Source organism: Stenotrophomonas forensis, from assembly GCF_028752115.1.
Lineage (GTDB): Bacteria > Pseudomonadota > Gammaproteobacteria > Xanthomonadales > Xanthomonadaceae > Stenotrophomonas > Stenotrophomonas forensis.
In genome coordinates this window covers 2,409,679-2,436,073 of sequence record NZ_CP082270.1, presented here as the reverse complement: position 1 = coordinate 2,436,073, position 26,395 = coordinate 2,409,679, and the positions used below count along the sequence as shown (strand labels likewise).

Annotated in this window: 25 protein-coding genes and 1 pseudogene; 13 read left to right on the top strand and 13 right to left on the bottom strand. The window is 67.3% G+C overall.

Going from position 1 to position 26,395, the window contains the following annotated elements; all coding sequences use genetic code 11:
• Positions 1-3: 3 nt before the first annotated feature.
• Entirely contained in the window at positions 4-684 is a 681-nt protein-coding gene (locus tag K5L94_RS11470; RefSeq protein ID WP_274510440.1) for a ChrR family anti-sigma-E factor, read from the bottom strand.
• Positions 681-1,304 (bottom strand): sigma-70 family RNA polymerase sigma factor, encoded by a 624-nt coding sequence (locus K5L94_RS11465; RefSeq protein ID WP_274510439.1) that lies wholly within the window; start codon positions 1,302-1,304, stop codon positions 681-683. The genes K5L94_RS11470 and K5L94_RS11465 overlap by 4 nt, the downstream gene beginning before the upstream one ends.
• Positions 1,305-1,435: 131 nt before the next feature.
• Between K5L94_RS11465 and K5L94_RS11460 the strand changes: the two genes are divergently transcribed.
• The 10 genes and pseudogenes from K5L94_RS11460 to K5L94_RS11415 all read left to right on the top strand — a co-directional run.
• The gene (locus tag K5L94_RS11460; protein WP_274510438.1) at positions 1,436-2,203 is read left to right on the top strand and encodes a hypothetical protein; all 768 of its coding nucleotides are present in this window, start codon (positions 1,436-1,438) and stop codon (positions 2,201-2,203) included.
• 81 nt (positions 2,204-2,284) lie between these two features.
• Positions 2,285-3,235 (top strand): acyl-CoA desaturase, encoded by a 951-nt coding sequence (locus K5L94_RS11455; protein WP_274510437.1) that lies wholly within the window; start codon positions 2,285-2,287, stop codon positions 3,233-3,235.
• Between the two features lies 1 nt (position 3,236).
• The gene (locus tag K5L94_RS11450) at positions 3,237-4,514 is read left to right on the top strand and encodes an NAD(P)/FAD-dependent oxidoreductase (RefSeq protein WP_274510436.1); all 1,278 of its coding nucleotides are present in this window, start codon (positions 3,237-3,239) and stop codon (positions 4,512-4,514) included.
• On the top strand, positions 4,511-5,278 hold the full coding sequence (locus K5L94_RS11445) for a DUF1365 domain-containing protein (protein ID WP_274510435.1): 768 nt from the start codon (positions 4,511-4,513) through the stop codon (positions 5,276-5,278). The genes K5L94_RS11450 and K5L94_RS11445 overlap by 4 nt, the downstream gene beginning before the upstream one ends.
• A complete protein-coding gene (locus K5L94_RS11440; RefSeq protein WP_274510434.1) occupies positions 5,275-6,534 on the top strand; it encodes an SAM-dependent methyltransferase in 1,260 nt (419 codons plus the stop codon). Before K5L94_RS11445 ends, K5L94_RS11440 begins: the two co-directional genes overlap by 4 nt.
• Before the next feature lies 1 nt (position 6,535).
• Complete coding sequence (locus K5L94_RS11435; RefSeq protein WP_180878438.1) at positions 6,536-7,084, top strand: DUF2878 domain-containing protein; 549 nt, start codon at positions 6,536-6,538, stop codon at positions 7,082-7,084.
• Positions 7,081-7,866 (top strand): DUF1295 domain-containing protein, encoded by a 786-nt coding sequence (locus K5L94_RS11430; RefSeq protein ID WP_274510433.1) that lies wholly within the window; start codon positions 7,081-7,083, stop codon positions 7,864-7,866. The genes K5L94_RS11435 and K5L94_RS11430 overlap by 4 nt, the downstream gene beginning before the upstream one ends.
• The gene (locus tag K5L94_RS11425) at positions 7,863-8,936 is read left to right on the top strand and encodes an SAM-dependent methyltransferase (protein WP_053449718.1); all 1,074 of its coding nucleotides are present in this window, start codon (positions 7,863-7,865) and stop codon (positions 8,934-8,936) included. The genes K5L94_RS11430 and K5L94_RS11425 overlap by 4 nt, the downstream gene beginning before the upstream one ends.
• An 8-nt stretch (positions 8,937-8,944) precedes the next feature.
• Complete coding sequence (locus tag K5L94_RS11420; RefSeq protein WP_164085798.1) at positions 8,945-9,478, top strand: lipocalin family protein; 534 nt, start codon at positions 8,945-8,947, stop codon at positions 9,476-9,478.
• A 124-nt stretch (positions 9,479-9,602) separates the two neighbouring features.
• A pseudogene (locus K5L94_RS11415) lies at positions 9,603-9,989 on the top strand (response regulator); the annotation flags it as partial.
• 59 nt (positions 9,990-10,048) lie between these two features.
• On the opposite strand, the gene K5L94_RS11410 reads toward K5L94_RS11415, so the two are convergent.
• Positions 10,049-11,521 carry a serine hydrolase domain-containing protein gene (locus tag K5L94_RS11410; protein WP_274510432.1) on the bottom strand — a complete coding sequence of 491 codons (1,473 nt, stop codon included), beginning with the start codon at positions 11,519-11,521 and terminating at the stop codon, positions 10,049-10,051.
• 40 nt (positions 11,522-11,561) lie between these two features.
• On the opposite strand from K5L94_RS11410, the gene K5L94_RS11405 reads away from it, so the two are divergent.
• From K5L94_RS11405 to K5L94_RS11395, 3 genes are all read left to right on the top strand, one after another.
• Positions 11,562-12,158: an ArsR/SmtB family transcription factor gene (locus K5L94_RS11405; protein WP_274510431.1), complete on the top strand. Its 597-nt coding sequence runs from the start codon at positions 11,562-11,564 to the stop codon at positions 12,156-12,158.
• 161 nt (positions 12,159-12,319) lie between these two features.
• Positions 12,320-12,946 carry a LuxR C-terminal-related transcriptional regulator gene (locus K5L94_RS11400; protein ID WP_053451300.1) on the top strand — a complete coding sequence of 209 codons (627 nt, stop codon included), beginning with the start codon at positions 12,320-12,322 and terminating at the stop codon, positions 12,944-12,946.
• Positions 12,943-15,264: an ATP-binding protein gene (locus K5L94_RS11395; protein WP_274510430.1), complete on the top strand. Its 2,322-nt coding sequence runs from the start codon at positions 12,943-12,945 to the stop codon at positions 15,262-15,264. Before K5L94_RS11400 ends, K5L94_RS11395 begins: the two co-directional genes overlap by 4 nt.
• Here the strand turns inward: K5L94_RS11395 and K5L94_RS11390 are convergent, their stop codons facing one another.
• From K5L94_RS11390 to K5L94_RS11345, 10 genes are all read right to left on the bottom strand, one after another.
• Positions 15,265-16,020 (bottom strand): SapC family protein, encoded by a 756-nt coding sequence (locus K5L94_RS11390; protein ID WP_040007760.1) that lies wholly within the window; start codon positions 16,018-16,020, stop codon positions 15,265-15,267.
• Between the two features lie 110 nt (positions 16,021-16,130).
• Complete coding sequence (locus K5L94_RS11385) at positions 16,131-16,403, bottom strand: hypothetical protein (RefSeq protein ID WP_005409616.1); 273 nt, start codon at positions 16,401-16,403, stop codon at positions 16,131-16,133.
• A gap of 200 nt (positions 16,404-16,603) precedes the next feature.
• Complete coding sequence (gene fusA / locus K5L94_RS11380) at positions 16,604-18,640, bottom strand: elongation factor G (RefSeq protein WP_274510411.1); 2,037 nt, start codon at positions 18,638-18,640, stop codon at positions 16,604-16,606.
• Positions 18,641-19,041: 401 nt separating this feature from the next.
• Complete coding sequence (locus K5L94_RS11375) at positions 19,042-19,791, bottom strand: hypothetical protein (RefSeq protein WP_274510410.1); 750 nt, start codon at positions 19,789-19,791, stop codon at positions 19,042-19,044.
• A gap of 75 nt (positions 19,792-19,866) precedes the next feature.
• Entirely contained in the window at positions 19,867-20,409 is a 543-nt protein-coding gene (locus K5L94_RS11370) for a hypothetical protein (RefSeq protein WP_274510409.1), read from the bottom strand.
• A 534-nt stretch (positions 20,410-20,943) separates the two neighbouring features.
• Positions 20,944-21,705, bottom strand: coding sequence for a heme ABC transporter ATP-binding protein (locus K5L94_RS11365; RefSeq protein WP_274510408.1), 762 nt, complete (start codon positions 21,703-21,705; stop codon positions 20,944-20,946).
• Positions 21,702-22,745, bottom strand: coding sequence for a FecCD family ABC transporter permease (locus tag K5L94_RS11360; RefSeq protein ID WP_164085806.1), 1,044 nt, complete (start codon positions 22,743-22,745; stop codon positions 21,702-21,704). Before K5L94_RS11360 ends, K5L94_RS11365 begins: the two co-directional genes overlap by 4 nt.
• Complete coding sequence (locus K5L94_RS11355; RefSeq protein ID WP_274510407.1) at positions 22,742-23,788, bottom strand: heme/hemin ABC transporter substrate-binding protein; 1,047 nt, start codon at positions 23,786-23,788, stop codon at positions 22,742-22,744. Before K5L94_RS11355 ends, K5L94_RS11360 begins: the two co-directional genes overlap by 4 nt.
• Before the next feature lie 51 nt (positions 23,789-23,839).
• Positions 23,840-25,216 carry a YncE family protein gene (locus K5L94_RS11350; RefSeq protein ID WP_271261274.1) on the bottom strand — a complete coding sequence of 459 codons (1,377 nt, stop codon included), beginning with the start codon at positions 25,214-25,216 and terminating at the stop codon, positions 23,840-23,842.
• Between the two features lie 122 nt (positions 25,217-25,338).
• Positions 25,339-26,367, bottom strand: coding sequence for an alpha/beta hydrolase (locus K5L94_RS11345; protein ID WP_274512612.1), 1,029 nt, complete (start codon positions 26,365-26,367; stop codon positions 25,339-25,341).
• Positions 26,368-26,395 lie beyond the last annotated feature (28 nt).

Below are 26,395 nucleotides of genomic sequence, written 5' to 3'. Positions count from 1 at the left end.
CCCCTAAAGCTTCACGAAACGCTGGATCTTCCGCGCCAGCCAGCCACTGAACACCAGCGGCGCATCCAGCGCGGACACGCAGATGCACGGCACTCCCGGTGCGGTGACGGGCTGGTGCTCCACCTCCTCATCCAGGTCCGCCACATCGCCCGGCGCGAACAGGCCCAGCGCGTCGTTGTACGAACCGCGCAGGATCTGGGTCAGTTCACTGCGTCCGTGGCTGTGCATCGGCAGGCACTTGCCCGGCGCGATCTTCAGCATGATCAGCGATGGCATCTGTTCGGCGCGGATGCAGTGCACGCCCGGTGCCATCCAGCGCCAGCGCAGGGCTGCCAGCGACGCACCGAAGTACGGGTGCAGCGACGCCGGCAGGTGATCAGGATCGGCCTCCGGGCGCTCCCGCCGCGGCATGCTCGCCGCCAGAGGCAGGCTGATGGGCGACTCGCTGGCAAGCTGCGCCAGCATCGCCTGGCGCAACGCGCTCCGGCGCGCGTCACCTTCGGCTGACGCAGGTTGCGTCTGTTCCAGCAGCACCGACCCGATCGCCTCGGCTTCGCGCAGGCGCTGGCGGCACTGCGAGCATTGCTCCAGGTGGGCGCCGGCCACGATGCTCAACGGCGCGGGCAGCGCACCGGCCGCATAGCTCATCAACGTGGATTCGTGCAGATGGTGGTGCGGATTCACAGCGCACCTCCCACTTTCGACTGCAGTTGCAGGAACGCACGTCGTAGATGCGATTTGACCGTGCCCAGCGGCATGCCCAGCGCCTCGGCAATCTCACTGTGGCTCTTGGCTTCGAAATAGGACATCCGCACCAATCGCGCCTGCACGGCAGGCAGCTCGTTGATGCGCTGGCGCAACCGCGCCTGGTCAGCGAACTGTTCGGCACTGCTGCGTTCGACCATATCCACGGTTGCCGCGTCCTCCACCGCCGCCTGCACCTGCAGCCAGCTGCGCTCGCGCCGCACCCGATCAATATGCAGGTTGCGGGCAATCCGGTACAGCCAGGTACTCAGTGCACCCTGGCCGGCATCATAGTCGGCGGCGCGCAGCCACAACCGCAGCAGGCATTCCTGCGCCAGCTCTTCAGCCACCGCATCCGGTGCCTCCAGGCCGCGCAGATAGACGCACAGCCGTGGCATGAAATGGTCGTAGATCCGCATGAAACAGTCGCGGTCGCGCAGGCGGGCAACCCTATCCATGTCACCGGCCCAGTTCGTGGGCTCGCTGCTCGGCTGCTGGGAACTGGACACGATGCGTGCGGTATCGAAGGTGAGGAGAGTGCTGGCGGCGTCAGGGTACATCTGCGTTCGCGGCGGGCAGGTGAAGGTCTGCCCTCTGTACGCGCGTCGGTGGCGATTGGATGCAGGCCACGTACCGCATCCATCCGGCCACGCCTGCCGTATGACCAGGGCCCTCCCTGCGGATGACGATCATGCGGACCGCCTGGCTGCTGTTGTGCCTCCCCCACGCCGCGCTGGCAGCCCCCTGGCTGCGGACCGAAGGCCTTGCCAGCACCGGGCAAGGCGCCACTGCCTATCGCGAAGTGCACTGGCAGCGCGACGCGACCGAAGGCTCCGAACGCTGGGTGCTGTACCAGTGCCCGGATGGGCGCCCCTTCGCCCGCAAGCACCTGCCCGCGACCTCCCGCCCGCAGGCGCGCGGCTACTCGCTGGACGATCTGCGCAGCGGCCAGAAGGTGCAGATCGAGGTGGCCGGCGGCAGTGTCCTGATCGACTGGAAGGAGGATGCCGATGCGCCATCGCGCCAGCGCCGCCTGGACCTGCCTGCTGATGCCGTGATCGATGCCGGGTTTGACACCGCCGTGCGCCAGCATTGGCCCGCCCTGATGCGTGGCGAGCGCATCTCGCTGCCGTTCCTGGTTCCGGGGCGGCAGCGCTATTTCCCTGTACAGGTTCGCCGCACTGGCTCCCTGCGCTGGCAGGGGGTGGCCGCGCAGCAGATCGAGGTCAGCCTCGACACCTGGTATGGCAGCATCGCACCGCGCCTGCAGCTGGTCTATGCCGATACCGACCGACGACTGCTGGAGTTCCAGGGCACCAGCAACCTGCGCGATGCACGGGGCCACTATCCGCAGGTGGTGGTTCGATTCGCCGCTGCTGCGCGCGCGAGCAGCGCGAGCGAATGGCAGCAGGCCTGGGCGCAACCGCTCGTTGCCGGCTGCGGCGTGACGCCCGGGTGAAGCAAAACTAACAGCGGCAGCACGCATCCAGTGGGCATTGTGCTGCGTAGAGAGAACACACGACCCCCTTCGAGACCCCTCATGGCCTCTGCAGCGCCCCTCCCCCGTCGCCGTTGGCGCCTGCTGCGCACAGTGCAGCGCTGGGTCGACACCGGCAGTGCTGCAGACAGCGCCGTCGACCGCCCCGGGCGGATCGACTGGCTGCGCGCGGTCCCCTTCGCCTTGATGCATGTGGCGTGCCTGGCGGTGATCTGGGTGGGCGTGTCATGGACCGCAGTGATCGTTGCGGCGGCGCTCTATGCCGTGCGCATGTTCGCGATCACCGCGTTCTACCACCGCTATTTTTCGCATCGCACCTTCCAGGCGTCGCGAGCGGTGCAGTTCGTATTCGCTGTCATCGGGGCCGCCAGCGTGCAACGCGGACCACTGTGGTGGGCCGCGCACCATCGCCACCATCACCGCCACGCCGACCAGCCGCTGGACCCGCACTCGCCGCGTGAAGGCGGCTTCTGGCGCAGCCACATGGGCTGGTTCCTGACCCGCGAGGCCTTCGCCACGGACCTGTCGCGCATCCCCGACCTGGCGCGCTTCCCTGAACTGCGTTGGCTGGATCGCTTCGACACCGCGGTTCCCATACTGCTCGCCGCGGCGCTGTATGCCCTCGGCGCCGCGCTGGAGCGCTGGGCGCCGGGCCTGCACACCTCGGGACCGCAGTTGCTGGTCTGGGGCTTCTTCATTTCCACCATCGTGCTGTTCCATGCCACCGTGACCATCAACTCGCTGGCGCATCGATTCGGCCGCCGCCGTTTCGAGACCCGCGATGACAGCCGCAACAACCTCTGGCTGGCCTTGCTTACCTTTGGCGAAGGCTGGCACAACAACCACCACTTCTTCCCGGGAACCGTCCGCCAGGGCTTCCGCTGGTGGGAGGTGGACCTGACCTGGTACGGCCTGCGCGTGATGGCGGCCCTCGGCCTGGTAAAGGGCCTCAAGCCGATTCCCGAGTGGGTGCTGGCCAAGGCGAGGTACTGACATGCGCATAGCGATCATCGGCTCCGGCATTGCGGGCCTGGCCAGCGCCTGGTGGCTGGACGGCGAACACGAGGTCACGCTGTTCGAGGCCAACGACTATCTGGGTGGCCATACCCATACCCACGACGTGCAGGTGGATGGCCTGCAGATGGCGGTGGACACCGGCTTCATCGTCTTCAATCCGTTGCACTATCCGCTGCTGACGGCATTGTTCGACGAACTGGGCGTGGTGTCCCAACCGACGACGATGAGCTTCTCCCTGCACAGCGAGCGCAGCGGCGTGGAGTACAACGCCACCTCGCTGGACGGCCTCTTCTGCCAACGCCGCAACCTGCTGTCACCCCGGTTCTGGGGCATGCTGGCCGACCTGCGCCGGTTCTACCGGGACGCGCCCCTGCTGCTGGCCGAAGATGAAGGCCCCACCCTGGGCCAGTACCTGCATGCCCAGCGCTACGGCGAGGCATTCATCGAAGAGCATCTGCTGCCGATGGCATCGGCGCTGTGGTCCTCCCCTACCCGCTCGGTGATGGAGTTCCCGGCCCGCTACCTGGCCCAGTTCATGGCCAACCACCAGATGCTGCAGATGACCGGGCGCTCGCCCTGGCGCGTGGTGAGCGGCGGCTCGGCGCGCTATGTCGACGCGTTGCGCGCCCGCTGGCGCGTGCGTGAGCGGCTGCAGTGCCCGGTGCATTCGGTCGAGCGCATGCCGTGGGGCGCGCGCGTGCACAGTGCCGCCGGCGTGGAGGGCTTCGATGAGGTGATCCTGGCGTGTCACAGCGACCAGGCGCTGGCGCTGCTGGGTGACGCAGACCCTGTCGAACGCGAGGTGCTCGCTGCCATCCGCTACCAGCCCAACGAAGCGGTGCTGCACACTGACGCAACGCTGCTGCCGCGCAACCGCAAGGCCTGGGCCGCATGGAACGCGCATGTGCCGCGTGACCCTGCCGCGCCCTGCACGGTCAGTTACTGCATGAACCTGCTGCAGGGCCTGCCCGGTGACACGCCGCTGGTGGTGACGCTCAACCGCAGCGAGGCGATCGACCCGACCAAGGTCCTGCGCACGCTGTGCTACGCCCACCCGGTGCACGACCACGCAGCCGTCCGGGCCCAGCAGCGCTGGCCCGAGCTGCAGGGCCGTCGCCACACCTGGTTTGCGGGCGCGTACTGGGGCTGGGGCTTTCATGAGGATGGAATCCGCAGTGCACGGCGCGTGGTCGATGCGCTGCGTGCCTGCGAGCCACACCGGCTGCTGCCGGCGGCCGGCGAGGTCGCGGCATGAGCGCCAGCGCGCTCTATTTCGGGCAGGTGATGCATCGGCGGCATCACCCGCACCCGCATGCGTTCCGCTACCCGATCGCGCAGCTGCTGCTCGACCTGGACGAGCTCGATACGGTGTTCGCTGGCCGCTGGCTGTGGTCGATCAATCGGCGCAACCTGGCCGAATTCCGCCGCAGCGACTACTTCGGTGATTCCACGCGGCCACTGGCCGATGCAGTACGCGACCATGCCGCGGCCACCCTTGGCTTCCGGCCTGCCGGCCCGGTGCGCCTTCTTACCCACCTGCGCTTTGCCGGGCATGTGTTCAATCCGGTCAGCTTCTACTACTGCTACCAGCCCGATGGCAGCACCCTGGACTGCATCGTGGCCGAAATCACCAACACCCCGTGGAAGGAACGGCATGCCTATGTGCTGCCGGTCTCCACGGCCACCCATGAAGGCGCCTCGCTGCGCTGGCAGTTCGACAAGGGCTTCCACGTCTCACCCTTCATGCCGATGGACTGCTGCTATGACTGGCGCTTCAACCTGCCCGGCGATGACCTGCGCGTGCACATGCAGGTCTGGCGCGACGGTGTCCGCCAGTTCGATGCCACCCAGGCCATGCAGCGCCGCGTACTGGATGGCCCCGGCCTGGCGCGGGTGCTTGCCCGCTATCCGCTGATGACGCTGCAGGTGGTGGCCGCCATCCACTGGCAGGCCTTGCGCCTGTGGCTGAAGCGCAACCCCGTCCACGACCACCCCAACCTTGCCGGGAAACCGCGATGAACTCGATGACTCCTTCGGTCGCGCTGCCGCGCCCCGGCGCACTGGATGCCTTCCTGCGCCGCCGCCTGCTGGCCCAGCTCGCCCCGCTGCGCGAGGGCCGGCTGTGTGTGCGCGACGCGCTCGGCGAAGTCTGGCTTGGCGATGCCCGGGGCGAACTGCATGCCACCGTCACCATCTACGACCCGGCGTTCTACAGGAAGGTCGCCGCGCAAGGCAGCGTCGGCGCAGGCGAGAGCTACATCAACGGTGAATGGCGCTGCGACGATCTGGTCACGCTGATACGGCTGCTGGTACGCAATCGCGATCTTCTCGACAGCATGGAACACGGCCCGGCCCGCGTCGGCGGTTGGCTGCTGCGCGGCTGGAACCGCCTGCGCCGCAACAGCCGTGAAGGCAGCCGCCGCAACATCGCCGCGCACTACGATCTCGGCAACGACTTCTTCGCCCTGTTCCTGTCGCCGGACCTGATGTATTCCTCGGCGCTGTTCTCCGATGAAAGCGAGCCGCTGGAATCGGCCTCGCGGCGCAAGCTGGACCGCATCTGCCAGCAGCTGCGGCTCAGCCCTGGCGATCGCGTGGTGGAGATCGGCACCGGCTGGGGCGGCTTCGCCGTGCATGCCGCTACGCACTATGGCTGCCACGTCACCACCACCACCATTTCCGCCGAACAGCATGCGCTGGCCGCAGAGCGCGTGCAGGCCGCCGGCCTGCAGGACCGGGTCACCCTGCTGATGCAGGACTACCGCGACCTGCAGGGCCAGTTCGACAGGCTGGTCTCGATCGAGATGATCGAAGCCATCGGCGCCGAGTACCTGGACACCTATATGGCGACGTTGCAGCGCCTGCTGAAGCCGGACGGCGTGGCCCTGCTGCAGGCGATCACCATCGAGGATCACCGCTACGAGCAGGCCCGGCGCAGCGTCGACTACATCAAACGCTACGTCTTCCCGGGTAGTTTCATTCCATCGATCAACGCGATCATGGCGGCCAAGACCCGATCCAGTGACCTGCAGCTGATCGCCCAGCAGGATTTCGGGCACTCCTATGCGCTGACCCTGCGCGCCTGGCGCCAGCGCTTCCTGGCGCAGTTGCCCGCGGTGCAGGCACAAGGCTTCGACGCGCGCTTCTGCCGGCTGTGGGAGTTCTACCTGGCGTACTGCGAGGGCGGCTTCCTCGAGCGCTCGATCGGTGTCTCGCACCTGCTGCTGGCGCGCCCCGGCCATCGGCCGATCCAGGATGCGGGCGGTGGGCACTGAGATGCGCCGCTTCTGGGCCAACCTGCTCGGCAACCAACTGGTCTGGCTCAGCGCCGTGGCCGGCGCCGGTCGCGGCTGGCAATGGCCCGCACTGCTGGCTGCGTCGCTGTACATCGGCAGCCAGCTGCTCACTTCGCCGCAGCCGAGGCTGGACCTGCGGCTGCTGGCGTGGGCGCTGGCCTGCGCCTGGCTGGTCGACGCCAGCGCAGCGGCCAGCGGCACGGTGCGTTATGCCGCCGCCGCGTTCGGTTGGGCGCCACCGCCGTGGATCATGGCGCTGTGGGCGGCGTTCGCGATGACGCTGACTACCTCGATGCGCTTCCTGCAGCGGCATGCCGCGCTGCCGATGCTGTTCGGCCTGCTGCTGGCCCCGCTGGCCTACCTCTCTGCTGCGCGCGGCTTCGACGCGGTGCGGTTTGCAGCGCCGGCATGGCACGGCTTGCTCGTGCTCGGCGTTGGCTGGAGCATCGCGCTTTCCCTGCTGTGCAGCCGTGCCCGGCGCGGATCGCGCGGCACGCCGCAGCCACCCCTCGCTGGAGCGCCGTCATGATCGACCTGTTATGGGTGCTGTTGTACGCCGTGCTGATAATGAGCTGGGGCTGGGCCTGGCAACGCCGCCACACAAACATCGGTGTAGTCGATGTGCTGTGGGCCAAGGGCGTCGGTGCATCTGCACTGTTGCTTGCGTTGCTTGGCGATGGCGCGCAGCTGCCACGGATGGCGCTGGGCGTGCTCGGCGGCGTGTGGGGCAGCCGCCTCGCCCTGCATCTGTGGCATCGGGTCCGTCACGAAGCGGAGGACGGACGCTATCGCTACCTGCGCGAGCACTGGCACGGCCACCAGGGAAAGATCTTCGGTTTCTTCATGGCCCAGGCCCTGCTGATCAGCCTGTTCGCCCTGCCCTTCGTCGCGGTGGCGGCCAACCCACGGCCGGGGCTGACGATCTGGATCGTGGTCGCTGCGGGGGTCTGGCTGCTCAGCGTGGGGGGTGAAGCGCTGGCCGACCGCCAACTGGCCCGCTTCCGCGCCAACCCGGCCAACAAGGGCCGCACCTGCCGGGATGGCCTGTGGCGCTACTCGCGGCACCCGAACTATTTCTTCGAATGGCTGCATTGGTTCACCTATGTGCTGTTGGCCGTGGGTTCGCCACTGTGGTGGATGTCCTGGGTTGGGCCGCTGCTGATGTATGTGTTCCTGCGCTACCTCAGCGGCATCCCGTTCACCGAAAAGCAGGCCCTGCGCAGTCGCGGCGATGACTATCGCGAGTATCAGCGCACGACCCCGATGTTCTTCCTCTGGTTCCCCCGGCCTTCCAAGGAGCATTCCGCATGAACGCGATCCCGTCACAGAACCCCACCGAAGCGGGTGAGAGCGGTCTGATCGCCTGGGCCGAGCGCGGCTGGGTTCCGGATGCAGCCTTGCGCGCTGGCATCCGGCGCCTGTGCGCGCAGCGCCTGCACGAGGAAGCCGAGGGCGGCATCGAGGGCCAGTCGGCCCGCTTCAACCGCCGCATCGCCGAATTGGCCGACAGCCCACTGGCGCTGCATGCCGATGCCGCCAACCGCCAGCACTACGAGGTGCCCGCCGCCTTCTTCCAGGCTTGCCTGGGCAGGCAGCTGAAGTACAGCAGTTGCTACTACCCGACCGGCAACGAGACGCTGGACCAGGCCGAAGACGCGATGCTGGCCCTGTACGGCGAACGTGCCGGGCTGGCCGATGGCCAGCACATCCTGGAGCTGGGTTGCGGCTGGGGCTCGCTGACCCTGTGGATGGCCGAGCGCTATCCGCTCGCGCGGATCACCGCCGTGTCCAACTCGAACAGCCAGCGCCAGCACATCCTGGCGCAGTGTGCGTCGCGTGGGCTGCACAACGTCGAGGTGCTCACCCGCGACGTCAATCAGCTGGAACTGCCACACGCGCAGTTCGACCGCTGCGTCTCGGTGGAAATGTTCGAACACGTGCGCAACTACCAGCGCCTGCTCGCGCGCATCGCGCAGTGGCTGAAGCCGGACGGCGCGCTTTTCGTGCACATTTTCGCGCACCGCACGCTGATGTATCCGTTCGAGACCGACGGCGGCGACAACTGGATGGGCCGGCATTTCTTCACCGGCGGGCTGATGCCTGCCGCCGATACCCTGCTGCACTTCCAGCGCGACCTGCAGCTGGAGCAGCGTTGGCTGATCGATGGCACCCATTACCAGCGCACCGCCGATCATTGGCTGGCCAACCAGGATGCGGCCCGCGACCGCGTGATGCCGGTGCTGGTTGCTACCTACGGCGAAGCGGCCGCACGGATCTGGTGGCAGCGCTGGCGCATGTTCTGGATGGCCTGCGCCGAGCTGTTCGGCTACGACGATGGCCAGCAGTGGCTGGTGGCCCATTACCTGTTCCGTCCCCGCTGAGGTGTCGCATGCGCATTTTCCCGTTGCTCCCGCTGCTGGCGGTCGGACTGTTCGGTACCGGTTGCAGCTCCAATGACACACGCCCCCTGCCACGCCCGCCATCGGTGGACGTGCCTCGATTCATGGGCGACTGGTACGTGATCGCCCACATTCCCTCGCGTCCCGAGCGCGAAGCCTTCGATGCCGTCGAGAGTTACGCACTGCGGCCCGATGGGCGCATCCAGACCACCTTCACCTATCGCAAGGGCAGCTTCGACGCGCCACAGAAGTCGATGCACCCCATCGGCCGGGTCGAAAAGGAAGGCAACGGCGCGGTGTGGGGCATGCAGTTCATCTGGCCGATCCAGGCCGAGTACATCATCGCCTGGCTGGCCGATGACTACGGCCAGACCATCGTGGCGCGCAGCAAGCGCGACTATGTGTGGTACATGGCACGCACGCCACAGGTCTCGGACAGCGACTACCAGCAGGCGGTGCAACGCATCGCGGCAATGGGCTATGACACCCGGAAGCTGCGACGGGTACCGCAGTCGGTGCGATGACCCCTGCTGCGGCCCTGCGCGGCCGCTCGGCCAGCCTTTCGCACCAGGCTGACACTCCGCATCCACGGTGTTGATGCGGCAGCTCGCACACTGCGGTTCCCCACGTGAAACAGGCACCATCGGCATGCATCCCGAATCCCGCCCGCACACCTGCAGCCTGCTGCTGGTGGAGGACCAGTTCGACCTGGCCACACTGATGGAGCAGGCGCTGCAGCAAGAGGGCGACCAGGTCACGCATGCCTACAGCGTGTTCGATGCACTGGGCCTGCTCGACACCCGGCAGTTCGACGGCGCCGTGCTGGATATCGAGCTGCGCGACGGCGTGGTGTTCCCGGTCGCCGATCGCCTGGCCGCGCTCGGCGTGCCCTATCTGTTCGTGTCGGCGGTCTATGACCAGCTGGTGCCGGCACGGCATCGCGGCGCCCCGTTCGTTGCCAAGCCATTCCATCTCGAAAAGCTGCAGCGAGCCGTGCAGCAAGCCATCAGCGGCAGCCCCGCCATTGCATCGCCGGGGCCGGAAGGCGCCCCTCGCAATCCAGCGCACCCACAGGAGGCAGCCGCTCCCGGCACTCAATCCAGCGCGAACCCCGCAACCCTGCCTTCTTCGTCGGGGCGGATCATGTAGGGCATGAAGACGCCGGCGCCGAACGTCGCCACGTAGCGGTACATCGTGCCCTTCTCGCTGGCCTGCGTGCCCTTGAAGACCAGGGCGTCCGGCTTGCCATAGGGCCCGACCGCCTTCGCCAGCCCGGCACCCAGCCCCGCCTCCAGCCTTGTACGCAGGTTCGCGCTGAAATCGGCATAGCCGTGCCCGGCCTGCAACTGTTCAAACGTGGCCCGTGCCCGTGCCGTCACGGCGGCGTCTTCGCCAGGCGCGGGCTGGCTCCACGCAGCGACGATGGCGGGATGAAGCGCACTGAAGACCGCATTGGTCAGCGTGATGCCGGCCTCCGGCGTCTTGTCCCCCAGATTGGTGAAAGCAATGATGCGCAGCCCAAGCGCGGGGAAGTACTCGTCGGCGGTGGTGAACCCCTGCGAGCCGCCGGTATGGCCGATCCTGGCCTGGCCGTAGACCGCATTGACGAACAACCCGAGCCCATAGTCGGCGCTACCGCCCTCAGCGGTGTGAACCGGCGTGATCATTTCGCGGTAGCCGGCCTGGCTGACCACCCGCCCCCCGCTCAGGCCACGATCCCAGCGCGCGAGATCGTCCAGCGTACTGACCAGAAAGCCGGCAGCGCCACTCCAGTCCGGGTGGAAATAGGGTGATTGGCGCAGGACGCCCGCCTCGTGCCGGTACCCCACCGCCATGCCCTGCAGTCGCTCCGTATCGGCCAGGGTGAAGGTGTGCCGCATGCCCAGCGGCTCCAGCAGATGCCGGCGCACGTAGTCGACGTAACGCTCGCCCGATACCACCTCGATCACCCGGCCGAGCAGGATGTACCCGGTATTGGAGTACGACCAGCGGCTGCCCGGCGCGGAATCAAGAGGACGATCGCGGATGCGCGCGATCAGCCGATCAAACGCAATCGGCTGCGTCACCAGGGCATCGACCTCCTGTTCGGGCCCGTCGAAATAGTCGTGCAGGCCGCTGGTGTGGGACAGCAGCTGGCGCAGGGTCACCTCATGCGCGTGCGGGGCGTCCGGCAGGTACCTGGCCAGCGGATCATCCAGGCTGAGCTTGCCGGCCTCCTGCAGTTGCACGACCGCAGCGGCGGTGAACTGCTTGGTGATCGAGCCGATCTCGAAGGGCGTGTCGGTGCGCACCGCCAGGCCCCGCGCCAGGTCGCGCTGGCCATAGGCCTTGGCGTGAATCAAGCGCCCGTCCTGGAGCACCATCACCGCCGCACCGGGAACACTGAAGCGGCGCATGACCTGGCCGACGCCGCGGTCGATCCCCTGGATCGCGGCCGCATCCAGTGGGGCGCTCGCCCTGCTCGCGGCATCGCCGCGCGGCCCTTCCGTGGCAACAGCGGGCCGGGCACTGCCGATCGTCACCAGCAGCAGGCCCGCCAGGGCCATCCAAAAGCGTGCCGTGCGCATTCCCGCCCCTATTATTCAAATTTGAACTATAGTTTGAATTATGAAATCCGCCACTGCAAGCCACTCCAGCCCAGCACCGCTCAAGCTGACACCCGCCCAGCTTGCCGCGATGGCCTCGCCCGCACGGATGGCGATACTGCAGCGCCTGGACGCGGAGGGTCCGGCCAGCATCCGCGAACTGGCCGAGCGCCTGGGCCGCCCCGCCACCGCGCTCTACCACCACCTGGCGCACCTGCAGAAGCACGGCCTGGTGCGCATCACCGAACATCGCGACACCGGCCGCCGCCCCGAAGCCGTCTACGCGGCGGCCTCAACACGGCTGTCCTCCCGCGACGCGGTGCGCACCCCATCCGGCCGGCGGAGCCTTGTCCGCGTGGCGACACGCGTGGTCGCCGCCACCCTGCGCGCGTTCGCCTCGGCCGCCACCCAGGCCGCCGCCCGCTTTGAAGGGCCACAGCGCAACTGCGCGGTCAGGCACCTGTCCTTCCGCGCCGATGACGAGCAACTCGCCCGCATCAACGCATTGATCGAAGCGCTTGAGGCCACCGCGCTCCACGCCGGCACGCAGGGCGACCCCCTGCTGCTGACCGTACTGATGGCGCCCGCCGCACACAGGCCGCGCGGACCCTCGACCTGACCGTCCATGCATCGCTACCATCAATGAACATTGCCAAGTTCGATATTCATTGACGATCGAAACTTAGGAATAATCGCAAAAATCCGACAAATTCAATGTGCGGCATGACAACGGCGCCAGAATGATCGCCACGCCCGCGGGCGCTGACCACCTCTGTGCGCATGAATGGATATCCTGCACCGCGCCTGTTGCGCCTGGCACTATTGGACGATCACGAAGTGGTCCGTCGCGGTACCGCACTGCACCTGTCCCAGGACGCCCGCTTCAGCATTGTTGCCAGCCACGGCCACAGCGACGCGTTCATCCAGGACCTGCATGCAACGCCAGTGGATGTGGCCATCATCGACCTCACTCTGGCGCGCGGGGACCGCGACTGCATGGCGCTGGTGGAGCTGCTGCGCGCGACGTTCCCCGCCATTCCCCTGCTGGCCTTCGCCACCCTGTCACCCAGCATACATATCGGCCCCCTGATCGACGCCGGCGTCAGCGGCGTGGTCAGCAAGGCCGAGCCGCTGCCACTATTGTCCGAGGCAATAGTACGCGTGTCGCTGGGGCTGGACCGGCTGCCTCCCGACTGCCGGCATCCGGCAGACGGCGAAGATCTCAGCCGCAACGAACGTGAAGTGCTTCACCTGCTGCTGGCCGGCCTTACCGTCTCGGAGATCGCCCAGTTGCGCCATCGCAGCATCAAGACGGTCAGCACGCAGAAGAAGTCCGCGCTACGCAAGCTGGGCCTGCGCAACGATGCAGAGATCTATGCCATGCGACATCAGCTGGAGGCACTGTGAGCCGGCGCCATCGCCCGCACTTCGCCCCTGTCCTGCTGCTGGCCCTGCTCCTGTTGCCGACGGTCTCGGCCGGGGATGCACCGTCGCAACGATGGGTGGCGGGCCGCGAGGTCCGCGTGGCCACCGCGCCCTCGCTGCGCCCCTTGCCACCGGCGCTGGCTGATACGGCTCCGCTGCCCACCCTTGCCCATGGCTACGCCACGCTTGTGGCACGCCACTCGCAACTGCGCTTCACCGAACACCCCTACCCCAGCACGGGCTCCTCGGTAGTCGCGGTATGCCGGGGCGATGCCGACCTGGTACTGGTCATCGGCGCGGTCAGGCCACTGCACCAGCCCTGCGCCAACCTTGTTGCCTCCACTCCCTTCCGCGGCGGCAGGACCGTCCTGGCCGGCCGGAACGGAGGGCGCCTCCCGCACGATGTTGCACAACTGGAAGGACGCACACTGGCCGTCGTCAATGGCGGGCCCTACGCCGAGTGGCTGCAGGCGCATCATCCACACCTCCGCCTGCTGCACCTGCCCGATCGGCACGCAACACTGGTGGCCGTTGAAACAGGTGCCGCCGATGTCGCAATTGGCCTGGAATCGACGCTGCAACCGATGATCCGGCGACACTTCGGCGGCACGCTGCAACTGCAGCCCTTCGAAAGCGCGTTCTCCACCGACCTGTACCTGCTGGTGCGCAGCATTGACCGCCAACTGCTGGCGCGCATCGACCAGGCACTGCAGGACATCACGCTGGAAGAGCATGCCAGCCTTCTGCAGCTCTGGGCCCGGCAGGCTCTGCCCGCCTCGATCCAGCGCATGTTCGATCAGATGCGCATGCCACCGCCGCACTGGCTTCTGGCCTTGATTGCAGTGCTGGCCGGCCTGCCGATCCTGTGGCACGTCGCGGCCCGTCGCACCAGGCGCGAACGCCGTCGCCATGCCCGCGCGGCAGGCATGGTCAGCCATGAGATGCGCAATTCGGCCCAGGCGATGCTGATGTCGATCGACCTGCTGGGCCGGTCCCCCCTGGCCAGCGGTCAGCGCGAACTGCTGGCGGCCGCCACGGCGGCCGGGCGCTCGCTGCGCAGCCTGCTGAACCGGTCACTGGATTTCTCGCGCCTGGCCGGCGGCGGCTTCAAGCCGCATGTGGGCGCCTGCGATGTGGCGTCTCTCTGCCAGCAATCGCTCGACGCGATCCGACCACAGGCCCGGCTGAAGGGATTGCAGCTTCGATTCGACTCCAGCCCCGACCCTGCGCCGACGATCGCACTCGATGCAGAAGCACTGCGGCAGATTGTCGACAACCTGCTTGGCAACGCGGTGAAGTTCACCGATGTGGGCGGCATCGATCTGCGCGTGCAACTGATGCCGGCGGTCCAGCCGCGGGCACTGGTGCTGGACGTGATCGACAGCGGCATCGGCATTGATGCCCGGCACGCCGGGCGGCTGTTCCGCGCCTTCCAGCAGGGCGAGGACGGCCAGATGCGCGGCGGCAGCGGCCTGGGCCTTTCCATCGCCCGCGAACTGGCCCGCGCCATGCGTGGCGACCTCACCGTGCACAGCGTCGTGGGACGCGGCAGCCGCTTCACCCTGTGCCTGCCGATACAGGCCGCCGGCGACGATGTTGCGCCCGCAGAGGACCCTGCCGCCGGCCGTCCGCTTGCCGGCCTCGACCTTCTGCTGGTTGAAGACCATGCATTGAACCGGCAGATCATCGCCGAGCAGTTGCGTCGGTTCGGTGCGAGCGTGCGTGCCGTTGCCGACGCGGCAGGCGCGCTGGACGAGCAGAGCCGCAGCCCGCGCCGGATCGTGCTGCTGGATATCGGCCTGCAGGGCATGGATGGCTACGCACTGGCGCAGCAACTGCGCAGCCAGGCCAGTGGGCCGCTGCGGCTGGTGGCGCTGTCCGCCCGTACCGGGCGCAGGCACCTGGCGCGCTCGCGCAAGGCCGGATTCGACGCCGTTCTGACCAAACCCCTGCAGGTTGCGCACCTGCTGCAGGCGCTGCAGCTGACGCCCATCACCGGTATTGCAGCCCGCACGCCCCTGGCAGCGCTGGACCACGTCCATCTGGCCGATATCCGCGGCGAACTGGAAGGCATCGAGCGGGCGCTGGCCGATCACGATGCAAGGGCCATGCGCCATCATGCGCACCGCCTGCAAGGGACACTTCAGATCTGTGGCGCCGCTGCCCAGGCCGACATCGCGGCCGATCTGTGGGAACTGGGTCATGATGCCGCGACGGACTGGATCGACGCGCGGCGACTGCTGCAGTTGCTGTGGCACTGGCATGGCTCCCGCACTGCGGAAGCCATGCCTGCCAACTGATCAGGCGGCCAGGCGCTCGACCTGGCGACGGGTCAGGTCATTGAAGCGACCCAGCGACATCAGGTGCTGGTGGATCAGCGCCAGCCAGCCGCTGCGGTGCCACTCGACCACGGTGGCTTCCGGCAGCGCAACGAACTTTTCGACGTCGACCACCTGGAAACCATTGAGGTTGAACTCGCGGCCATCCGGGGTACGCACGGTGGCGTTGCGCTCGACCAGCAGGCCGTTGTCGATCAGGGCCTTGGAGAAGGCCTGGGTCTGCTCGTGCTCACGGGTGAACTGGCCGCAGAATTCCAGCGCCTGCTGCACCATGTCGGTGGCCTTGCCGTCGACGAACAGCGGCTGGCCTTCGTCACCGCCCTTGACCACGCGCGGGCTCTCTTCATCGATGCCCAGCAGGAAGTCGTTGTCCGCACCGGTGTCGATGAAGATGAAGGGATGGCGACGCAGGTAGGCCGGGATGTAGGCCTCGTCTTCCCACAGGCCGTCCTTGATGAACAGGTTCTCTTCCGACACGCCGACGGCAGCCATCGGCACTGCGGTCGGGCCGGCGAACAGGATCGGGAAGTGGTGCAGCGCCAGCGAGAACTCGCCCAGCACCAGCGGAATGGCGTTGTTGCCGGCGGCGAACTCGAGCTTGCCCGGCAGGACGCGCAGATCGGCGTGCACATCGGCCTGCAGCGGCACCGGACGGGTGTAGAACAGGGGAGCGCCGCTCGGCGCCGCTTCGGTGGTGGTGTCGCTGGTGGTGGTCATCTTGGGAACCGTTCGATCATGCGCGCCTGCCATCCCGGGCGCGCCAGCGGGAACAACCTGAATCCCGCATTATCAACAAGCTCGATGACAAGGGCCACCCCGGTGAGGGCCTATTTCAGCTGCAGGGGGTATCGCTGCCACAGCACGTGGACGAGAAAACCGGCCAGTTCGGTATCACGGGCGCTCACCGCAGCGCGGATCTTGTCCAGCAGCACCATGTCCGAGCACGAGCGCACATCGGCGTGATTGGCCTGCCCTGCCCTGCGCGCACGGTAGCGCGCAGCCCGCTGTGCATCACTCATTGCGTACCCGAACTTGGGCGGACGACCGCGCTTGCGCGGCAGGGTCAGCTCCAGGGTTCCGGGGTCTTTGTCATCACGCATGGGCGGGGTGCGGGCGGCGGCGAGCAACGGGGGGTGCGCAATTTATCGTGAGGCATCACTTTAATCCAGCTTTTTCTGCAGTTTTGTTGCAATGCAGTGCAAATGCATCACGCCTCCGGCAGCAGAACCACACCACGCGTGGATGCCTCACCAAGGCCCACGCAAAAAGGGAGCCCGCGAACGGGCTCCCTTCACCTTCCTCATGCAGCGCGTACGGGCTCGTAACCGTGCAGATGCGCCTCGCTGCTGGCCCGCCCCTGGCTGAGCGAACGCAGCGAGGTGGTGTAGCCCACCAGCTGCGCCAACGGTGCGAATCCGCTGACCTCGGCGCGACCGTCCTGGTCCTCGATGCGGGCGATGCGGCCGTGACGGCGATTGAGGTCGCCGACCACGTCGCCCACCGACGCCGAGGGCGAATGCACCGTCACCGCCATCACCGGCTCCAGCAGCTGCGTGCCGCCTTCTGCCAGTGCCGCCTTGATCGCCTCGGCGCCGGCGCGATGGAACGCCATTTCCGAGGAATCCTTGGCATGGGTCTGTCCATCGACCAGGCTGACCTCGATGCCGACCACCGGATGCCCCTGCGGGCCTTCCGACAGCGCGGCGCGCACGCCCTTCTCCACCGCCGCGATGAAGCTGCGCGGCACCACGCCACCGACGATGCGATCGTTGAACACGACCTCACCGTCCTCGCGCGGCGCCACGTCCAGCACCACCTGCGCGAACTGACCCTGGCCGCCGGTCTGCTTGACCAGCCGGCCGACCACGCCGGCCACTGCACGCATCGGCGTCTCCTGGTAGGCCACGCGCGGCGCGCCCACGCCCACCTCGACCTTCCATTCGCTGCGCAGGCGCTCGACCATCACCTCCAGGTGCAGTTCGCCCATGCCCCAGACCAGGGTTTCGGCCGTATCGCGATCGGTTTCGACGCGGAACGACGGGTCCTCCTGGGCCAGGCTGGCCAGCCCCTGCGCCATCCGGATCAGGTCGGCGGCACGCGCCGGCTCCAACCGCCATGCCAGCACCGGCGCCTGTGCCTGGATGTTCTCCAGGCGCAACGGCTGCGCACGGCCGCTCAGCGTTTCGCCACTGACCGCATCCTTCCAGCCCAGCACCGCGACGATGTCACCGGCCACGGCCTGTTCAATGTCGTGGGTCTGGTCGGCCTGCACCCGCACCAGGCGGCTCACACGCCGTCCCTGCGGATGCTGCGAACTGGCCACCACATCGCCGACCTTCAAGGTACCCGAGTACAGCCGCACGAAACTCAGCGCACCGTGCTGCTGGTGGGTGATCTTGAACAGCAGGCCCGCCAACGGACCGTCCGGATCCGGCGGCAGCACCACCTCGCGGCCCTCGCTTTCAGCGACCACGGCCGGGCGATCCAGCGGCGATGGCAGGTAATCGACCACCGCGTCCAGCAGCGTTTCGATGCCCTTGTCCTTGAACGCCGCGCCGGCCAGTACCGGCACACCGGCACCGGCCAACGTTGCGCGCCGGATGGCTGCACGCAGCTGTTCCGCATCGATCACGCGACCTTCCAGCCAGGCATCGGCAAGTGCTTCATCGTGGTCGGCCACGGCCTCGACCAGCGCATCGCGTTGCGCCTGCCACTGCGTGCGCGCTGCGTCGTCCCACGGGGTGATCGTCGCCGCAGCACCTTCGTGCCACTGCAGCACCCGCTCATCGACCAGATCGACCCAGCCGTTGAAGTCGCTCTCGCTGCCCAACGGCACGCCCAGCGCCCACGGCCGCGCGCGCAGCTTGTCCTGCAGCTGCTCCAGCACGCGCTCGAAGGAAGCACCGACGCGATCCATCTTGTTGACGAACGCAATCAGCGGCACGCGGTGGCGGCGCGCCTGGCGCCACACGGTCTCGGACTGCGGCTGCACGCCATCCACCGCCGAGAACACGGCCACGGCGCCGTCGAGCACGCGCAGCGAACGCTCGACTTCAATGGCGAAGTCGATGTGGCCGGGGGTGTCGATCAGGGTCAGCCGATGCGACGGCAGGTCGCGCGGCGACCATTGCGCCTGCACGGCAGCGGCGCCGATGGTGATGCCACGTTCGCGCTCGATCGCCGAGAAATCGGTGGTCGCATTGCCGTCGTGCACTTCGCCGACGCGATGGATCTCGCCGCTCTTCCACAGCAGACGTTCGGTCAGCGTGGTCTTGCCGGCGTCGATGTGGGCAATGATGCCGAGGTTGCGGCGACGGGAAAGGGTCTGGGTGTTCATGAAGAGATTCCTGCAAAGCCAACTTCGGGGGCCGCGCACCCCGGTTGGCGACAGGGCGCGCGGCTAGCGTTCGGTCTCGGCGATCTGGTGCATGGCACGTTCTCCTTGCGGTACATCGGGTTACGGGGAATGGAACTGCGGAAACGAAAAGAGCGCCCCGGAGGGCGCTCTGTCGAAGGTCCAGCGATGGCCGTCTCAACGGCCTCGTGGGGCTCCAGGCAGACACGCCCGTTCCGCGCTTGCGCGGGTCAGGGTGAAAAACTTCAGGAGCGGCATCCGGTTCATGGGGCGCATTCTAGACCTGCCAATCTGGCGCGCAAGTGAATATTGCACACATTAATGGAACGATGCGCACCACTGCAGACCCACCCCAGGGGTGGCTGCAATCGGTCCCTGGCGCCTTACTTGCACCCATGCAGCGTGCGAGCCTCCGCCACGGTCGCTGCACGGTCATCCCCCATCGAGACCCATCCTTTCAGCGACATCGCCGGATCCACCTGCGCCTGGCGCGGGCCGCCATGGATCACCACCTCGGTCCAGCTGCCGACCGGCACCAGCTCGGACAATCTCGCCGCTTGGTCGTCTTCGGTGCTGAACATGTCGTCCGGCGACGCGGGCTTGGCGTTGTTCACGGTCTCGGTCTTGCGCACCCGGACCCGCAGCGCGCCATCCGGCATGCGCTGGGTCATAACCTCATGGCGTTCGACGCCGTAGGCCCACGTGTTCTCGCCAACGCCACGGGTTTCGCTGCCGTCATCCGCGACCGCCACCACCTCGCCTGCCGGCCCGATCACTCCTGCCACCGCACCCAATCCCGACATCAGTGCCTGGTAGACAATCATCTGCCGCTGCTCGGTCGTCAGCGAACCGGCATCCGCCTTGCCCGCAGACAACTTCAGATAGGCCGCTTCCTTGCACAACACCAGTACCTGCTGGTCATCCCAGCTCACCGAAATTTCCTCGTTGGCGAAGTACTGCGTCTTCAACGACGTAACGGTGCCACCCTTACCCTCTGAATGCCGCGTCTCGATCAACGAGGCGTTCTCGGCTGCATCGGTCAGTGATACCGGAGAGGTGGCCGCCGCATGGGCGGCGCATACGGAAGCAAGCAGGGCGGCAAGCAGCACGCCGCGCGGAGCGGTACGGAACATGGGGTCAGTCCATTGAGGGATTCGAGCACGCCATGATATGCCAACGAGACTCGACAGCCCCATCCCAACCCCGGATCAGCTCATCTCGCCATAGGTACAGCCTACCGTCACCCACCCCGGCGAATAGGACAGATCGACAATCAACCGTATGTGTCGATTGTCCGGAAGCGTTCTGTAGAGATTGAGGCCTTTCCAGCCATGTTCTCTTTCCATGGCCTCGGCATTCCAGCGCGATGACATGCGGCCAATGCGCTTGGCAATGGACATCCCCCGTGCCATCTCCTCGCCGATCGGGACCGGTATGGCAAGAAGCATCTCCTGGCGACCCGACACATGCACTAGCGACGACGACTCTCCCCACGCCGTCGTGGACGTCCGGGTTTTCCAGAGCATCAGTGCCGCGCCAACGCCCGCATCGCTCTGGGTGAAATCGGCGAGGTCGCCCGCTGCGATCCGGCCAGTGAAAGCGTCCAGCTCCCGGTGAGTCAGCTGACACTGCAACAAGCGGGAAAGAATCGATGACGTGTCCTGTTGCGCCTGGGCTGAGAATGAGAGGCCGACAGCCACACAGAAAGCAGCCAGCCGCTTACCCCAGAACCTGTCCATCACCATGCCCACGTTCAACACCTTCTACGAATTTTCGATGAAGGCCCATCAATGCGGCAGTGCATCCAAGAAGTAAAGCCGGTGCACGGACTTCCGCGGCCTCCTCGTTGGGCGGTGTGCGTCCTGCCGTTGCAGCAACTGCTGACAGGAAGCCAGATACGTCACGGGCAGCATGGAGATGACGCCTGATCGTACGATTTTCGTACTTCTTGTATACCGCCAATGACAGCGGCAAGTGAACATGCGCCGACCCTATCCCGAGGCGGCGCACATGAGCAAACCGACAGAAAAGTTCCCCAATGACCCATCGCGGCTTGCATGGGCGTCACTTCTGCTGGGCAACTGACTGACTGCAATCGTTGCCATCGTCTACGCAAACAAAGCCGCTTCACTTCATCTCGCGGGCCAGACTCAACTCAGCCTGGCGGCCGCACGCAGATCCCGGGCCTGGGCTTATGCATCATTTGCCCTGCTGTGGATTCCGTTCGCCATAATAGTTGCCGCCGGCATGTACCTGCGTCTCACGGGATCGCGGTAGCCCCCGTCTCAGGTCACCACCACCAGCGGCACCCCGCGGCGCGGATGCTGCAGCACCACCACATCCTGCTGGTAGACCCGCTGCAGGTTGTCCTCGGTCAGCACCTGCAACGGCGTGCCATCTGCGGCCACCCTGCCCTGCTCCAGCAGCACGATGCGGTCGGCATAGCCGGCCGCCAGATTCAGATCGTGAAGTACTACGATCACGCAGGCCCCGGCTTCGGCGCAGGCACGCACGCTGCGCAGGGTGCGCTCCTGGTGACGCAGGTCCAGCGCGGCGGTCGGCTCATCCAGCAGCAGCAGCGGCGTTTCCTGCGCCAGTACCCGCGCAAACGTGGTGCGGGCGGACTCGCCACCGGACAGCTGCTGCACTTCGCGCAGGCGCAGCGCCTGCAGTTCGGCGGCATCGATCGCCGCTTCCACCTGGGCATCATCGGCAACCGGGTCGGGCGGATGCGGCAAGCGCCCCATCGCCACTACCTCTTCCACGCTGAAGGCGAAACGCACGCCATGTTCCTGCGGCATCACCGCGCGCTCGCGTGCCAGCGGCCCCGCCTTGTAGCCTGCCAAGGGTTTGCCGCGCAGGCTCACCTCGCCCGCATCGGCGCGAAGATCACCGGCCGCCACCGCCAGCAACGTGGATTTGCCCGCGCCATTCGGGCCCACCAGCGCGGTCACCGTCCCCGGCTCGAATGCGAGCGAGATGCCATGCAGGATCTCGCGCTGCTGGCGGCGCACCACCACCTCGTGCAGCTTCAACAGCACACTCATGGTGCGGCCTTGCGGCGCTGCTGCAGCACCAGCCAGAGGAAGAACGGCGCGCCCAGCGCAGCCGAGAACAGGCCCAGCGGAATCTCCGCCGGCGGGTCGAGCGTGCGCGCCGCGGTATCGGCCACCACGATCAGCAGTGCGCCCAGCAGGCCGGACAACGGCAGCAGCCAGCGATGGCCGGGACCAACCAGCAGGCGCGCCACGTGCGGCACCACCAGGCCAACAAAGCTGATCGAACCGGCAAAGGCCACCGCCGCGCCCACCAGCAGCGCACTGAACGCGACCAGGCGGCGACGGGTGCGGGTCACGTCCAGCCCGAGGTGCTGCGCCTGGCGCTCGCCCAGCGCCAGCATGTCGAGGGGCGTGGCCAGCCGTTGCAACGCGAACACGCCGATCGCGAACAAGGGCACCACCGCTGCCACATCGGCCCAGTTGGCGCGTGCCAGCGAACCCATCTGCCAGAACACCAGCGATTGCAGTTCGCTCTCGCTGGCAATGTAGGTCAGGAAGCCGATCAGCGCCGAGCAGAACGCCGCCATCGCTATGCCGACCAGCAGCAGCGTGGCATTGCCACTGCCCTTGCCCGGGCGCGCCAACGCATAGGTCAGTCCGATCGCCAGCGCGCCGCCAACGAACGCGGCGACCGGCACCAGCCAACCCGCCGCACCGGCAGCGCCGAGCACGATGGCGGCCACCGCACCCAGCGCCGCGCCCTGGCTGACGCCAACGATGCCCGGATCGGCCAGGGGATTGCCGAACAGGCCCTGCAGGCTGGCCCCGGCCATCGCCAACGACGCGCCGACCATCGCCCCCAGCAGCGCACGCGGGATGCGCAGCTGCCAGACCACGGCCAGGTCACGACTGCTGACCGCCTGCGGATCAAGCAGGCCCAGCTTCACGCCCAGCGCCTGCAGCACTTCCAGTGGCGGCAACCGCAACGGACCCACGGCAAACGACGCCAGCACCGCCCCCAGCAGTGCCAGCAACGCCACCATCAACATCATCCGCCCGCGACGGCGGCGCCGATCCGCCGGACTCATGCCTTCGGCAACGCCGCCAGGGCCTTGGCCAGCGCCAGCGCACCGGCACCGGAACCGACGCTGGTGTACTTCAGCTGCACGTCCGGCATCACCCAGACCCGATTGGCCTGCCCGGCCGGGGTCTGCTTCAGCGTCGGATAGGACTTCCACAGGCCTTCGGCCCCGCCGAACAACTGCAGGTCATGCTCGGTCACCAGGATCACCTCCGGGGCTGCCGCGACCACGCCCTCGTTGCTCAGCTGCGAGTAGTTCTTCACCCCCGCTTCGGTACCGATGTTGACGCCACCGGCCAGCGCAATCAGCTGCGCCGAGGCGCTGTCGGCACCAGCCACGGTCGGCGCGCCGCCGGCGCCGGTTGCCGATACGTGGATCACCCGTGGCGCATGGCCCAAGCCCTTGCCAATCGCTGCAGCCTCGTCAAGCTGACGCTGCACCTGCGTGGCAAGCGCCTGCCCTGCCTCGGCCAGCCCGAGTGCAGCGGCGACCTTGCGCACCTTGTCAGGTGCCGGCTGCAGATCGTCGATGACCACCGCCGGCTCGCCCACTTCGCGCAGCTTCTTCGCCAGCTCGGTATGGCGGCGCAGGCTGTTGCCCAGGAACAGCGAGCCCTGCAGGCTCAGCACGCCCTCTACGCCGGTGGTGCGGTTGAACAGGAACTGGTGCGGCGCGGCCAGGCCCGCCTGGGTGGTGGTGTTGGTCGGCGCGGCGAAGATCTGCTTGCCAAGGCCCAGCGCCTCGATCACCGCAATGACATCGTCGCCACCGGCGATGATCCGGCTGGTGTCGGCCACCTCGATATCGGCGCCGTCATCGGAATGCACCTTGGCCGGCAGCACCGCCTTCTGGTCGTGCACGGCCGGCATCTCGGCACCGGCCACGCGCTGCCAGCCTGCTGGCAACGCACCTTCAGCCGCAGCGGTGGCGGCCGGCGCCTCGGCAGGCTTCTCGCCCTCGGACGGAGCCGGCGCGCCACCGCAGGCGGACAGCACCAGCGAGACAGCCAGGGGAAGCGCACACAGGCGCAGACGGGACGCGATGATCATGGAGGTTCTCCTTGCTGGCCGGGCGGCACACGCGCCGCCCGGCCCGGTGGCTTACTGCTTCGGGGTGATGCGGGTGATGCGGTCACCCTTCGGGTCTTCGGCGCCGCGCGACTTGTTCACCGCGAACACATTGCCCTTGCCATCGGCGCGGACGTGATTCGGCAGCGTGCCGCCATCAAGGTTGGCGACCACCTTGCCGTCGCCATTCACCACGGTGACAGTGCCGGCGCCGCGGTTGCTGACGTAGGCCAGGCCGGAGGCATCGTCGAAGGCGACGTTCAGTGCACCGGCACCGACCGGCACGTCGTGCAGCACCTTGCCGGCGGCCACATCGACGATCAACAGGTTGTCGGTGCCCTGCGAGGCCACGTACAGGCGGTTGCGTGCTGCATCGAAGGCGACGCCGGAGGCGCTGATCGAATTGCCCAGGTCGATGACCTTGTCGACCTTGCCGCTGGCCACGTCGATCACCGCCGCTTCCGGCGTACCGATGCTGACGGTGAACAGCTTGCCGCCCTTCTCGTCCAGCACCAGGCTCATCGGGGTGAACTTGCCGTCATCGACGCCGGACTCCAGCGTCACCGCCGGCAATTCCTTGAAGGTCTTGGCGTCGAACACCGACAGGTGGTCCTCACCCGTAGCCGAGGCGAACACCTTGCCGTGGGTACCATCGACCACCACGTCGCGCGCGTGCGGCACGGCATCGACCGGGAACTGGTGGACCAGTGACAGATCCTTCTGGCGATAGACCGCGATCGAGTTCTGGCGGGTATTGGTGACCCAGACGTTGCCGTTGGTGTCATCCACGCCGACGCCGTAGACCGCATACACCGCGCCATTGGTGCTGCCCGGCACCTGCGCCGGGGTGATCGCCTTGGTCACCTTCAGCGTCTTCGGGTCCAGCTTCAGCAGCTGCGACTGGGTCACCGGCGGGCGGCCCACCGCCGAGGTCACGAACACCGCGTTGCTGGCGGCGCTGTAGGCGGACTGGTACAGGCCCGGCACCAGCTTGTTGGACTGGGTGGCGAACTGCGCCTGGCCCGACAGCGGCAGCTGCGGCGAGACCCGCAGCTTCAGCACCGTGGCTGCGGCCGGCTGGCTGGCACGCACCACCACCGGGTGGGTGCCCGGCACCGCATCGGTCGGAATGCTCAGCTGGGTCTTGAAGTTGCCATCGGCATCGACCACCAGCGGCTGCGCGTTGAGCACGCTGTCGCCACGCAGCAGGCTGACCTTCTGGCCCGGTACGAAACCGCGACCGACCACGTCGGCGGTACTGCCGGGAACCACGTTCTCACCGCGTGAGACGACCTGGCCCTTGAAGGTGGCATTGGCCGGCTGGTCGAATACCGGCTGCGCGGTGGCGGTCACCGCCAGCAGCAGGCCGGCGGCCAGGGAGGTGAGACGGAAAGACGGACGGAACGACATGGAAGGCTCCTTGCACACGTAGGCCGCGCCACGTGGCGCGGGAGTCATCGGTTGCCTGGGCCGCTGCACGTCGGCAGCCTCGCCTGGGTAGTGGGGTCGCACGGCATCGCGTGCGAGGGAATTCATTCGGTGGCGTTGTCACCGCCATTGGCGGCGCCGTCACCGGCACTGCGATCGGTGACGCCATACAGCTCATGCAATGCAGCGTGGAACGAGGCCGGCAGCATCGGACCGTGGCCGAGGCCGTCGAACTCGCGGTAGTGCACGCTCAGCCCGGGCACCTTGCCCAGCCGCTCGGACAGCTGCATCGCCGCGTCCGGCGTGGCGCCGCCGATGCGGCGCAGGTGCGCGACCACGCGCGGGTTGTTCATGTCGCGCTTGCCGCGATCGCCGACGCGCTCGGCACCGCCCAGCATCAACCAGAGCTTTGCGTGCTGGCCGTGCACGTTCTGCACGAACTGCTGTTCCGGATCGCCCAGCGCCGCACCCTGGCTCCACCACAGCGACGGGCTGGCCGCCAGGTAGTACTGGAACGCCGCCGAACGGGTGTACAGCGCATTGAGCACGAACAGGCCACCCAGCGAGTGGCCCCACAGCGCTTGCTGCTGCGCATCGATGCGTGCGCGGCGCTCGACCTCAGGCTTGATCCGCTGCTCGATCACATCAAGGAACGCTGCAGCGCCTCCTCCTACCGCCTGGGTCGTGCCGCTCTCGTCGTCCGCGCGATCGATCCACGCGGTGTAGTCGCGGGTGCGCGCCTTCGAATCGATGCGCAGGTCGTTGTCGTAGCCGATCAGCACCAGCACCGGTGGTGCCTTGCGTGCCGCCAACTCGGCCAGAATCGGCTGGTCCAGCACCATGGCCACGGCATTGCCGTCCAGCGCGTACAACACCGGCAGCGGCGCCTTGCCAGCCTTTGCCGGAATCGCCACGTTCACCCGCCAGCGGCGTTGCTGGTCGGGGCTGTCCACCACGAAATGCTCGAAGCGATAGCTGGCCGCCGGCTCGTCGAGCACGGTGTGGCCGATTTTCTGCAGCGGGTTGCGCTGCTGCGCATGGGCGTACGGAGTAGCCAGGAGCAGACCCATCATCAAGGCGGCCAGGCCGCGGGCCAGCGGGCCCCGGCGCGAAGGCAGGACGAAATGCTTCATCAGCGGCAGCAGAAGCGGCCCACGGCCG

What these genes read in the sequence shown, in the direction of transcription:
- K5L94_RS11400 (WP_053451300.1), top strand. Translation starts at nt 12,320, where the DNA reads ATGAATGGATATCCTGCACCGCGCCTGTTGCGCCTGGCACTATTGGAC.
- K5L94_RS11460 (WP_274510438.1), top strand. Translation starts at nt 1,436, where the DNA reads ATGCGGACCGCCTGGCTGCTGTTGTGCCTCCCCCACGCCGCGCTGGCA.
- K5L94_RS11425 (WP_053449718.1), top strand. Translation starts at nt 7,863, where the DNA reads ATGAACGCGATCCCGTCACAGAACCCCACCGAAGCGGGTGAGAGCGGT.
- K5L94_RS11390 (WP_040007760.1), bottom strand. Translation starts at nt 16,020, where the DNA reads ATGACCACCACCAGCGACACCACCACCGAAGCGGCGCCGAGCGGCGCT.
- K5L94_RS11455 (WP_274510437.1), top strand. Translation starts at nt 2,285, where the DNA reads ATGGCCTCTGCAGCGCCCCTCCCCCGTCGCCGTTGGCGCCTGCTGCGC.
- K5L94_RS11385 (WP_005409616.1), bottom strand. Translation starts at nt 16,403, where the DNA reads ATGCGTGATGACAAAGACCCCGGAACCCTGGAGCTGACCCTGCCGCGC.
- K5L94_RS11420 (WP_164085798.1), top strand. Translation starts at nt 8,945, where the DNA reads ATGCGCATTTTCCCGTTGCTCCCGCTGCTGGCGGTCGGACTGTTCGGT.
- K5L94_RS11450 (WP_274510436.1), top strand. Translation starts at nt 3,237, where the DNA reads ATGCGCATAGCGATCATCGGCTCCGGCATTGCGGGCCTGGCCAGCGCC.
- K5L94_RS11435 (WP_180878438.1), top strand. Translation starts at nt 6,536, where the DNA reads ATGCGCCGCTTCTGGGCCAACCTGCTCGGCAACCAACTGGTCTGGCTC.
- K5L94_RS11430 (WP_274510433.1), top strand. Translation starts at nt 7,081, where the DNA reads ATGATCGACCTGTTATGGGTGCTGTTGTACGCCGTGCTGATAATGAGC.
- K5L94_RS11440 (WP_274510434.1), top strand. Translation starts at nt 5,275, where the DNA reads ATGAACTCGATGACTCCTTCGGTCGCGCTGCCGCGCCCCGGCGCACTG.
- fusA (WP_274510411.1), bottom strand. Translation starts at nt 18,640, where the DNA reads ATGAACACCCAGACCCTTTCCCGTCGCCGCAACCTCGGCATCATTGCC.
- K5L94_RS11365 (WP_274510408.1), bottom strand. Translation starts at nt 21,705, where the DNA reads ATGAGTGTGCTGTTGAAGCTGCACGAGGTGGTGGTGCGCCGCCAGCAG.
- K5L94_RS11360 (WP_164085806.1), bottom strand. Translation starts at nt 22,745, where the DNA reads ATGAGTCCGGCGGATCGGCGCCGCCGTCGCGGGCGGATGATGTTGATG.
- K5L94_RS11350 (WP_271261274.1), bottom strand. Translation starts at nt 25,216, where the DNA reads ATGTCGTTCCGTCCGTCTTTCCGTCTCACCTCCCTGGCCGCCGGCCTG.
- K5L94_RS11465 (WP_274510439.1), bottom strand. Translation starts at nt 1,304, where the DNA reads ATGTACCCTGACGCCGCCAGCACTCTCCTCACCTTCGATACCGCACGC.
- K5L94_RS11345 (WP_274512612.1), bottom strand. Translation starts at nt 26,367, where the DNA reads ATGAAGCATTTCGTCCTGCCTTCGCGCCGGGGCCCGCTGGCCCGCGGC.
- K5L94_RS11375 (WP_274510410.1), bottom strand. Translation starts at nt 19,791, where the DNA reads ATGTTCCGTACCGCTCCGCGCGGCGTGCTGCTTGCCGCCCTGCTTGCT.
- K5L94_RS11405 (WP_274510431.1), top strand. Translation starts at nt 11,562, where the DNA reads ATGAAATCCGCCACTGCAAGCCACTCCAGCCCAGCACCGCTCAAGCTG.
- K5L94_RS11445 (WP_274510435.1), top strand. Translation starts at nt 4,511, where the DNA reads ATGAGCGCCAGCGCGCTCTATTTCGGGCAGGTGATGCATCGGCGGCAT.
- K5L94_RS11410 (WP_274510432.1), bottom strand. Translation starts at nt 11,521, where the DNA reads ATGCGCACGGCACGCTTTTGGATGGCCCTGGCGGGCCTGCTGCTGGTG.
- K5L94_RS11355 (WP_274510407.1), bottom strand. Translation starts at nt 23,788, where the DNA reads ATGATCATCGCGTCCCGTCTGCGCCTGTGTGCGCTTCCCCTGGCTGTC.